The 10612-nt window shown below is 69.9% G+C and carries 6 protein-coding genes and 1 pseudogene; all 7 read left to right on the plus strand.

What is annotated here, in order from left to right; genetic code table 11:
• The first annotated feature begins 56 nt into the window (after nt 1-56).
• Complete coding sequence (locus tag D7V77_RS19935; protein ID WP_120577874.1) at nt 57-2327, plus strand: serine/threonine-protein kinase; 2271 nt, start codon at nt 57-59, stop codon at nt 2325-2327.
• An 89-nt stretch (nt 2328-2416) separates the two neighbouring features.
• On the plus strand, nt 2417-3409 hold the full coding sequence (gene glyQ, locus D7V77_RS19940; protein ID WP_120577875.1) for a glycine--tRNA ligase subunit alpha: 993 nt from the start codon (nt 2417-2419) through the stop codon (nt 3407-3409).
• On the plus strand, nt 3399-5507 hold the full coding sequence (gene glyS, locus D7V77_RS19945) for a glycine--tRNA ligase subunit beta (RefSeq protein WP_120577876.1): 2109 nt from the start codon (nt 3399-3401) through the stop codon (nt 5505-5507). Before glyQ ends, glyS begins: the two co-directional genes overlap by 11 nt.
• A gap of 165 nt (nt 5508-5672) precedes the next feature.
• Complete coding sequence (locus tag D7V77_RS19950; RefSeq protein WP_120577877.1) at nt 5673-7202, plus strand: hypothetical protein; 1530 nt, start codon at nt 5673-5675, stop codon at nt 7200-7202.
• A 2-nt stretch (nt 7203-7204) separates the two neighbouring features.
• Nucleotides 7205-9433, plus strand: coding sequence for a hypothetical protein (locus D7V77_RS19955; protein WP_147452107.1), 2229 nt, complete (start codon nt 7205-7207; stop codon nt 9431-9433).
• A gap of 63 nt (nt 9434-9496) precedes the next feature.
• Complete coding sequence (locus D7V77_RS19960) at nt 9497-10351, plus strand: FHA domain-containing protein (protein WP_120577879.1); 855 nt, start codon at nt 9497-9499, stop codon at nt 10349-10351.
• A gap of 112 nt (nt 10352-10463) precedes the next feature.
• Nucleotides 10464-10612: pseudogene (locus D7V77_RS19965) on the plus strand (prepilin peptidase); the annotation flags it as partial.

The raw sequence follows: 10612 nt of genomic DNA on the forward strand, positions 1-10612 counted from the left end.
GTCTGTAAAGACGGTCATCGACCTGGGAGGGCATGGCGGGTAACATCCGCCCTGCCATGAGCACGCAGGGAGTCGCCGGAGACGATCCCGACCGGGGGCGGCGCATCGGAAAGTACGAGATCCTCACCCGCCTCTCGATGGGCGGGATGGCGGAGTTGTTCCTCGCGTACACCTCCGGCCCCGGTGGCTTCCGCAAGTTCGTGGCGGTGAAGCAGATCCTCCCCGACATCAAGAAGGACGACCAGTTCGTCAAGATGTTCCTCGACGAGGCGCGCATCACCGCGGCCTTCTCGCACGCGAACATCGGACAGGTGTTCGACCTGGGTGAGGAGGACGGCGAGCTGTACCTCGCCATGGAGTTCCTGCCCGGCCAGAACCTGGAGCAGGTGGTGAAGATGGCGGAGCGGCGCAAGTACGCGCTGCCGCTGGGCTTCAGCGCGCGCGTGATACGCGACACGTGCCTGGGCCTGCACTACGCCCACCACTTCATGGATCCGTCGGGCCGCCCCGTGGCGGTGGTGCACCGCGACGTGTCCCCGAAGAACGTGATGCTCACCTACGACGGCGTCGTGAAGGTGATCGACTTCGGCATCGCCAAGGCGCGCGGCAAGCTGGGCCGCACGCAGGTGGGCACCGTGAAGGGGACCAGCGGGTACATGTCCCCGGAGCAGGTTCGCAACAAGGACCTGGATGGCCGCAGCGACCAGTTCTCCACGGGCGTGATGCTCCATGAGCTGCTGGCCGGCCAGCGCCTGTTCAACGCGCCCGGCGAAGCCGCCGTGATGATGCAGATCGTGGACGGGGACATTCCCGCGCCGCGCTCGCTCAACGCGGCCGTGCCGGAGGCCCTGGAAGCAGTGGTGCTCAAGGCGCTGTCGCGCGATGCCACCCAGCGCTTCGGAACCTGCCGGGAGATGGGGCGCGCCATCGAGGCCACGCTGGGCTCCGAGCTGTTCGACGAAGACCAGATGACCGCCGTCATGGGCGAGCTCTTCGAGGAGAAGCGCCAGAAGACGCGCACGCTCCTGGAGCTGGCCAGCCGCGCCGAGGACGCCCGCGTCAGCGAGGCCGCCGGTGCGCTCCAGGTGGAGGAGGGCGGTGAACAGGCCTCCGCCGCGGCCACCGCGCAGGTGCAGTCTCCGCACGCGGAGGCTCCAGCCGCGGACGTCGCGGCGTCCTTCAAGCCCACGCCCGTCCGCCGCACCGCGACCGAGTCCGCGGCGCCCGCGCCCCGCGCCACCCCGCGTCCCGCCAGTGAGGCCGTGGAGGCCCGCGCCTCTCGCGTCAACACTCCCACCGTGACGCCGCGAGCGCAGCGGCCCTCGGGCTCGGATGGGACGCCCGTTCCCCGGGTCATCCGTCCTCCCGCTGACGCCGTGCGGCCCTCGCGGGCCCGTCCCAGCGCGCGCCCCGAGCCCACCGAGGCTCGCGACGCGGCCGAGTCCGACGGGCTGATGGATCCGCCCAGCGAGCTCCAGACCCAGCGCTTCAAGGCCCGTCCGGTGCGCGGCACCACGCGGCCCTCACGCCAGGTGGAGGAAGAGGAGTCCGTTGAAGCGCCCCCCGTGGCCCCGCCCGCTCGCGAGGGCTCCGGCTGGGGCATGCGGTTGTTCCTGCTCCTCATCCTGGGCGGCGTGGTCTGGCTGGCGACGCTCGAACCCGTGCGCCGCATGTTCATGCCGGCGTTCGACTCCGCGAAGCAGTGGGTGAAGGCGGAGATGGATCCGCCTCCGCCCGTGGACCCCGCCGCGAACGGACAGTGGCCGCCGAAGCCCTCCGGTCCTCCGCCGGGCTTCGTCCAGAAGACCACCCCCGAGCCCGAGCCCGAGCCGGTGGTGGCGCCGCCGCCCACGCCCGAACCGGTGGTGGACGCGACGCCCGTCGACACGAAGAAGGCCCCCGCCGGCAAGGGGGGACGCAAGACGAAGCCTGCCGCCACGACGGAAGCGCCCGCGGTGGCGAAGGTGGAGCCGCGCCCCGCGAAGCCCGAGCCCTCGGAGCGGCCCCCGGAGCCCGTCACCACCGTGACGCAGGTGGAGAACCCGGAGGTGCTCGACACGACCACCTCGAAGGGCGCGGCGAAGGCGGGCCTGGGCTGGCTGACGCTCTACACGGTGCCGAAGAACGCGGCGGTGTTCGACGGCGCCACGCAGCTGGGCACGTCCCCGCTGATCAAATTCCCCCTGCCCATCGGGACGTACCGTCTGCGCGTGGTGGACCCGCAGGACCCCGGCGGTACGAGCAAGCTGTTGTCCGCTCCCATTCGCCCCGGAGAAGTGACGAAGCTGCAGATTCGACTGGCCGACCTCCCGGCCTACTCGGACTGACCGCCGTCCTTGACGCTCCTGGACCCCCTCACTAGGGTCCGCCGCGTTCCGCCTTCGCCTTCGACGCACTGCGAGAAGGACTCGCCAACATGTATTTCCAGGACCTCATCCTCACGCTCCAGAAGCACTGGGCCGACAAGGGATGCATCGTCACCCAGTCGTACGACACGGAAGTCGGCGCGGGCACGATGGCCCCCTACACGTTCCTGCGCGCGCTCGGTCCCGAGCCGTGGAACGTCGCCTACGTGCAGCCCTCGCGGCGCCCCGCCGACGGCCGCTTCGGTGAGAACCCGAACCGCCTGTTCCAGCACCACCAGTTCCAGGTCATCCTCAAGCCCGCGCCCAAGAACGTCCAGGAGCTGTACCTGGAGTCGCTGCGGAAGATCGGCCTGGACCCGCTGGAGCACGACATCCGCTTCGTCGAGGACGACTGGGAGTCGCCCACGCTGGGCGCCTGGGGCCTGGGATGGGAGGTGTGGTGCGACGGCGAGGAGGTGACGCAGTTCACCTACTTCCAGCAGTGCGGCGGCTTCGACTGCCGCCCCGTGGCCGCGGAGCTGACGTACGGGCTGGAACGCCTGGCCAGGTATCTCCAGAACGTGGAGAGCGTCTTCGACATCGAGTGGGTCAAGGGCGTGAAGTACCGCGAGATCTTCCACGCGAACGAGGTGGAGATGAGCAAGTACGCCCTCCACGAGTCCGACCCGCAGATGCTCTTCACGCTGTTCGACGCGTACGAGAAGGAGTGCAAGCGGCTCATCGAGCGCCACCTGCCGCTGCCCGCGTACGACTTCGCGCTCAAGTGCTCGCACACGTTCAACCTGCTGGATGCGCGTGGCTCCATCTCCGTCACCGAGCGCGCCAGCTTCATCAAGCGCGTGCGTGACAACGCGCGCCTGTGCGCGGAGGGCTACCTGCAGATGCGCGAGCGGCTGGGCTTCCCGCTGACGAAGACGCCGTGGACGGTGGGCGAGCAGCCGCCGGTGTTGGAGGGCAAGCCCGCCAGCGACTACTGGAAGACGGTGCAGCTCAACAAGCCCGTGGAGAAGAAGGAGAAGACGGAGGTGGCCCGTGGCTCGTGACCTGCTCCTGGAAATCGGTGCCGAGGAGATCCCGGCGTCGTTCATCGTGCCCGCGCTGGAGGACCTGAAGCGCGTGCTCACCGAGCGCATGGCCGACGCGCGCTTGAAGCACGGTGATGTGCGCACCTTCGGAACGCCGCGCCGGCTGGCCGTCCTCGTTCGCGACGTGGCGGACTCGGGCGAGGACGTGACGAAGGAAGTCCTGGGGCCCAGTGCCAAGGCCGCCTTCGACGCGCAGGGCAAGCCCACCAAGGCGGCGGAGAAGTTCGCCGAAGGGCTCAAGCTGTCCGTGGACGCGCTCGGCCGCACGACGACGGCCAAGGGCGAGTACGTGTCCGCGCGCGTGGAAGAGAAGGGACGCCCAGCGGACGCCATCCTCCAGGATGCGCTGAACTCCGCGGTGCACGGCATCAACTTCAAGAAGTCCATGCGCTGGGGTGACGTGGACACGTCCTTCGCGCGCCCGGTGCAGTGGCTGGTAGCGCTGTTGGGCGACATGGAGCTGGCGGTGGTGCTCGGCGACGTGAAGAGCGGACGGGCGACCTACGGCCACCGCTTCCTCGCGCCGGGTCCCATCACGCTGAAGGCGCCCGCGGACTACGAGTCCGCGCTGGAGAAGGCGCACGTGCTGGCGGACATCGGCAAGCGCCGCGCGTCGCTCGTGGAGAAGCTGCACGCCGCGGCGACGGCGGCAGGCGGGCAGCTCATGGAGGACGAGGGCCTGGTGGACCAGGTGACGAACCTGGTGGAGCTGCCGAGCCCCGTGGTGGGCAGCTTCGACGCGCGCCACCTGGACCTGCCGTCGGAGGTGCTGGTGCAGGAGATGAAGAGCCACCAGCGCTACTTCTCTCTGTTGGACGGGCAGCGGAAGCTGCTGCCGCGCTTCATCGCCGTGTCCAACACGCCGGTGCGCGACGCGCAGCTGTCCCTGCGTGGCTACGAACGCGTGCTGCGCGCGCGGCTCGCGGACGGGCGCTTCTTCTTCGACGAGGACCGCCGCACGCCGCTGGCCGACCGTGTGGAGAAGCTGGGCCGCGTGGTGTGGCAGGGCCAGCTGGGCACGTACCTGGAGAAGGTGGAGCGCTTCCGCTCGCTGGCGGGCTGGCTGGCCCAGGCCACGGGCAGGGCAGGGGAGGTGGCCACGGTGGAGCGCGCCGCCACGCTGTCCAAGGCGGACCTCGTCACCGGCATGGTGGGCGAGTTCCCGGAGCTCCAGGGCGTGATGGGCCGCGAGTACGCGAGAGCAGGCGGCGAGCCCGACGCGGTGGCGCTGGCCATCTTCGAGCACTACCTGCCCCGCGGCGCCGAGGACGCGCTGCCGTCCCAGGACGCGGGCGCGCTCATCGGCCTGGCGGACCGCCTGGACTCGCTGTGCGGCATCTTCGCCATCGGCAAGGCTCCGTCGGGCGCGGCGGATCCGTTCGCGCTGCGCCGCGCGTGCCTGTCCATCATCCGCATCGTGCTGGGGCGCGGCTACCGCTTCAGCCTCTCCGCCGCGGTGGACGAGGCGCTGCGCCTGCTGGCCCCCAAGCTGGCCAACGTGAAGCGCAAGCCGGGTGAAGCGGCCCCGCGCGAGCAGGTGCTGGAGTTCTTCCGCGGCCGCCTCAAGGCGCTGTGGGGCGAGCAGCACCGCACCGACGTCGTGGAGGCGGTGCTGGCCGTGGGCTTCGATGACCTCGTCGCGGCGAAGAAGCGCCTGGAGGCACTGAGCGTGCTCGTGGGCCACTCGGACTTCCAGCCGCTTGCGGTGGCGTTCAAGCGCGTGGTCAACATCGTGGAGAAGCAGGGCAAGGACGTGGCCGGCGGGCAGACCAACCCGCAGCGCTTCACGGACGAGCCGGAGAAGAACCTCCACACCGCCTTCACCCAGGCGCGCGACAAGGTGGGCGCGCACGTGCGCGCGGACGACTTCGCCGGCGCGCTCAAGGAGATCACCGGCCTGAAGCCCGCCGTGGACACCTTCTTCGACAAGGTGATGGTGATGGCCGAGGACAAGGACCTGCGGGAGAACCGCATCCGGTTCCTCACGGAGATTGGCGCCCTGTTCAACCAGGTGGCGGACTTTTCCAAGATCCAGGCCGAGACCGCCGCTGCCTGAGCCTGGCCGCCGCTTCACCGCCGGAGCGTGCCCGTTCCCCCACCAGGGGGGCGGCGCACGCCTTCCGGACGGGGGCGGATGTCGGCGGGAAGGCGACCGGGAATAGTGGCCCCCCTATTCAGTTGCCCGGCGCAGGGCCGCGTTCCTACACTCCGCCCCCCTCTGATGCGCCTCTACTTCCTGACCCCCGCGCTGCTGCTCCTCGGTGCGTGTTCGATTGAATCCGAACCGAACCCGCCTCCGTCCACCCGCTTTGTCTACCCCAGCGGGGTGGCGTTCTGGCGCCCTCCATCGGCGGGCGGGCCATCCGCGAGCAACGGCTATCTGTTCGTCGCGAACGCCAACTTCGACAACTGCTACGACTCCGGTTCGGTGGTGGCACTGAACCTGGACACGCTGAGCACGCAGGTGGACGGGCAGACCGTCATGGTGCCCCACCTGGGCAGCGTGCCCCCGGACGCCTCGCTCGCCTTCGAGGACCTGTCCTCCGCGGACGAGTCGCTCGTGCAGATCCGCAGCTTCGCGGGTGAGCTGGCCATGTGGGTGAACCCGGCCACGGGTCTGCCACGCCTGTTCGTGCCCTCGCGTGCGGAGGGCAACAACCTGAACGCGGTGGACGTGAGCCTGGAGGCCAACGGCGCTCCGGTGCTCACCTGCGTGCAGGGCGGCGTGGACTGCCGCAACGGCGCGCTGTCGCTCACCGAGGACATCCCGTCGTCCCTCAGCGACGAGGGCCGGCCGGGCCTGCCCCGCGCTCCGTCGCCCATCGGCGTGACGGTGGATGAGGCGAGCGGCAACCTGTATGTGACGCACTCGGAGGCGGCGGACTCGCCCGCCAGGTCCAGCACCAACTTCGAGAGCTACCTGGCCACGCTGAAGCTGGACAACCCCACGCGGGACTCGCTGGGCTTCATCTCGCTGTCTCCCGAGGGCTACCTCTACGGCGGCTCGGATTCGGTGACGGTGGGCGCGGGCTACCTCTACGTGACGGGCCGCAACTTCGTGGCCGGCATCAGCGGCACCGTGGCCGGCAACTACGTGCTGCGGCTGGTGGACAAGAACGACCCCGGCACCATCCTGGAGCCCTCGCTGCAGTCGGAGTACCGCATCCGCGAGGCGCGCGCGGCGCGGGTGGTGCCCCGTCCGGTGACGCCGGCGGAGCTGGCGGCGCGTCCGAACTTCGTGCGCGAGCGGCTGTACATGCTGGCGCGCGGCCCGGACACGCTGCTCACCCTCGACTTCGAATACGACGCGGTGCCGGGCACCGCCGCCACCCAGCCCTTCTTCCGGGTGGTCTCCGCGGTGCCCATGCCCGACGGCGTGAGCGACATGCAGATCATCTCGCGGACTCCGGGCACGTCCAACGCGGACACCCACATCATCGCGGTGACGAGCACCGGCGACAGCGCGGTGTCCCTCTACGACGAGGCGCTCGGGCAGGTCGTGGCGCAGGTGCCGCTTGTCAACGAACTCAACCAGACCAGCAACCCGTCGCAGGCCTTCGGGCTGACGGTGGACAACCCCGCCGGGACGAACGCGGCGCGGCTGTTCGTGACCAACTTCGGTGACAGCCAGGTGGCCATCGTGGACATCCCCGACCTGTCGCGTCCCCAGGACGCGCGGGTGGTGGCGAAGCTGGGCATCCAGCAGCAGCGCGATCCGAACCAGGGCACCAGCGTGTGCCAGGAGAACTGACCTTGAAGCGCGGCTTTCTTGCTGCCCTGTTGCTGAGCGGCGCGAGCCTCGCGCTCGCCTGCTCCGACACCACCTCCACCGCGGGCGCCGCCGGTCTGTCCGGCACGTACGACGTGGTGCTCTCCAACCAGCTCGTCTTCGTCACCTCCCAGGACCGGGATGAGCTGCGCGTGCTGGACCTGACGCGCACGCCGCGTGAGTTCATCCCCGCGCCCAACCCGTTGGAGCCCCTGGCCATCCCCGTCATCGCGCGGCCCGACTCGCTCACCCGCGACGTGGGCTACAACGACAAGGGCGAGGACGTGTCCGGCCCGTATATCTACGCGCGCAGCTCCGGCGGCCGCGGCATCTCCGTGGTGGCCGCGGACCGCGCGCGCCTCAACGAGGTGACGCGCCTGGCGACCGGCCAGCTCATCACCGCCTTCGCCGCGCACGCCCCGGTGGTGGAGGGCGCCCCGAGCGTCCTGTACTACGCGCTCCAGACGCGCCCGGAGGCCGCCGAGCAGCTCTGCGGCCCCTTTGGCGGCGGGGTGGTGATGCGCCAGGACCTGCCCGGCCCGGAGGGCTTCGACGCGGCCACGCTGCCTCCCGCGCTGCCCGTCTTCTGCCTCAAGCCGGCGGACACGGTGATGTCCATGCTCACGCTGCCCGCGCGGGCCGACCGGGTGGACTCGCTGGTGGTCGCCATCCGCAACGTGTCCGGCACCAGCCGGCTCGTGCGCGTCGTCGCGGACGGGGCCTCCGTGGAGATTCCCTACAAGCGGCCGCGTCCGGCGCCCTACGCGGTGCCCAACTACGCGGACCTGGTGGACATCCCGGCGCGGCTGGTGGCCACGCACCCCAGCTACGGCGTGCCGAAGCCCAAGCTCGGGGATGGGAACTGCCCGCCGGGCACGGATGTGAAGACCGCGGAAGACGGGACGACGACATGCGTCGAGCCCTGGCCCGCGGGCCGCTTCGTGTTCGTGGTGCTGGATGAGCTGACGTGCAACTCGTCTGACTGCGAGGGCGTCATCGCGCTCGACAACGGGCCGAAGCCGGTGGAGGAGCCGTCCCCGACGCCGGTGCTCGCGCGCGACATCACCGGAGCGGCCATGCTGACGCTGCGGCCGTCCGCGGGTCTGCCCACGGGCCTCACGCTGCGCACGGGCCTGGAGGTTCGCGAGCTCCTGGCGGACAGCGTGGCCTACCTCACCGCCATCCCGCTCCTGGGCATCATGCCGTCGTCCGACGGGCGGATCACCCTGTTCCGCGCGGACGAGCGGCGCCCGTTCAACCTGGACCGCAACTCCAACAACACGCCGCTGAACTCGTCGGTGGTCGCGGAGCTGCGTGACAACAACGAGCTGGCGCGCACGGACCAGTTCCAGGGCATCACCGTGGTCCAGCCCGGCTGCCCCCAGGCGACGGATTCGACCAACGTCACCGCGTTTCTCTGCAACGGCTCGGTGCCCAACGGGACGTACCGCTTCGTCTTCCAGGGCGTGCTGCCCGGACTGGTCGGCCTCTCACGCGACCTGACCCAGGAGGATCCTCCGCTCCTCATCGAGACGACCCTGGCGACGGCCCGCGGCGTGAGCGCCGGCGACTCCATCATCCTGGCGAACAACGCGGGTGCCTGCGCCGCGGTCATCCCCATCCTGCGCCTGGAGGATCAGGGCAATGGCCTCACGCGGCTCTTCCCGGACCTGTCCGACCCCGCGGTCGTCGCCGCGGCGGAGCCCTGTTCGTCGTATCCGTTGTTCACCGTGCGCGCGGGCCCGAACGTGAAGCCCTTCGTGCTCTATGCAGGCGCGGAGACCCGCGACACGTACCTGCAGCGGCTGAACGTCAACGAGACGTACACGGTCTCCACCTTCCTGGACTACTACTACCACCCGGACGGCTTCGACCTGGGCCTGGAGCCGCCCAAGTCGCCCACCACCTTCGTGCCCGCGCCGTTGTCGCTCACGATGACGCCGACCATCGGCGCGGGGAGCCGGCTGGCGGCGGGTGACCGCTACGTGGTGACGCTGCTGCCGCGCTTCCGCCGCTACGTGTTCGGCGTGGACACCAGCCAGTCGAGCGGCCTGGCGGTCTACACCCTGCCTGCTTCCGTGGTGGCCACGGACGTGGCGGGGGCCAGTCTCGCCTACGTCGCGTACCCCTCCGCGGACGGCGTGCTCCAGGTGGCCCTGGAGTCGATCACCGACAACCTGGACAACCTCACGTATCTCCGGGCGTTCCAGTAACTGGGCGCGCCCGAGCGGCTCTGCTATCGTTCCCCACGTCCAGCATTTCCCGAGCCAAGACCGATGATCGATCAGAACTCCCGTCCCGCACGCAAGGTCGGCATCGCCGAGCACCTGTGGGAGACGTACGAAGAGATGGCCCAGCAGATGGGCTCGGATCGCGACGCGCTCATCAACCAGGCGTTGTTCATGTTCGCGCGTCTCAACGGCTTCATCGACGTGAGGACGAAGGGCGAGCCTGTCGTGGCGGCGGTGCCGGCCGCCACGCCCGCCCCGGCCGCGCGTCCTGCCGCCGCGCCGCCTCCTGCCGCCGCCAAGGGCGCTCCACCGGTGCTGGCCCCCGCGCCGCCGCCCGCACGCGCAGCCGCGCGCAATGTGGAGGAGCGTCCGTCCTCCAACGGGCTGGACAATGATCCGGTGCGCCGCGAGGTCGCCGAGCGCGTCCTGGAGACGGCCGCCGAGCTGGAGCGGCTCATCAAGGGCAAGAACGAGCCGCCCCCGCCCTCCGCGGACGACATGATCGAGGACGAGGAGGATCCCCTGCCGGAGCAGGAGGAGCCGCCGCTCGACGACATGCAGGACGAGCCTCCCGAGGAGGCCGAAGAAGAGCCGATGGAGGAGCCGGATGAGGAGGAGGGCGCCGCGCTCTACCTCGTCCTGGAGTCCGGCGAAGAAGAGAAGATCGTCAAGGACCGGTACGTCATCGGCCGTGGCAAGCACTGCGACTTCGTCATCAACTCCGGCAAGGTGTCGCGCGAGCACGCCGTCATCGCCCGCGACGGCGGCGACTTCTACATCGAAGACCTCGGCTCCTCGAACGGGACCTGGTTCAACAAGCAGCGCATCAAGCGCCGCAAGGTCGAGGACGGGGACGAGTACTTCATCTGCAGCGAGAAGATCCGCCTCGTCATCCACTGAAGCCGGCATGACGCGGGGCCCCACGGTGCGATGGCCTTGTTCAGGATTTGACGGGCTTGGGGCCTCCATTGTTTGATGGGGGTCGCCTGCTCCCCATGGGAGCAGGTGCCGAATGACACCTGCTCAGCTCGCGCTTTGGACGATTCTGGGAGTGGCCCTGGTGATTGCGGTGGTGACCGACGTGTTGCGCCGGCTCATCCCGAACGCCGTGACCTATCCGCTCATCGTGTTGGGGCTCGGGGTTCGCGGTGTGTCCGAAGG

This window comes from Corallococcus sp. CA041A (assembly GCF_003612075.1).
GTDB classification, from domain to species: Bacteria; Myxococcota; Myxococcia; order Myxococcales; family Myxococcaceae; genus Corallococcus; species Corallococcus exiguus.

Coding starts and splice junctions, on each gene's coding strand:
- glyQ (WP_120577875.1), top strand. CDS start 2,417: ATGTATTTCCAGGACCTCATCCTCACGCTCCAGAAGCACTGGGCCGAC.
- D7V77_RS19960 (WP_120577879.1), top strand. CDS start 9,497: ATGATCGATCAGAACTCCCGTCCCGCACGCAAGGTCGGCATCGCCGAG.
- D7V77_RS19950 (WP_120577877.1), top strand. CDS start 5,673: ATGCGCCTCTACTTCCTGACCCCCGCGCTGCTGCTCCTCGGTGCGTGT.
- D7V77_RS19935 (WP_120577874.1), top strand. CDS start 57: ATGAGCACGCAGGGAGTCGCCGGAGACGATCCCGACCGGGGGCGGCGC.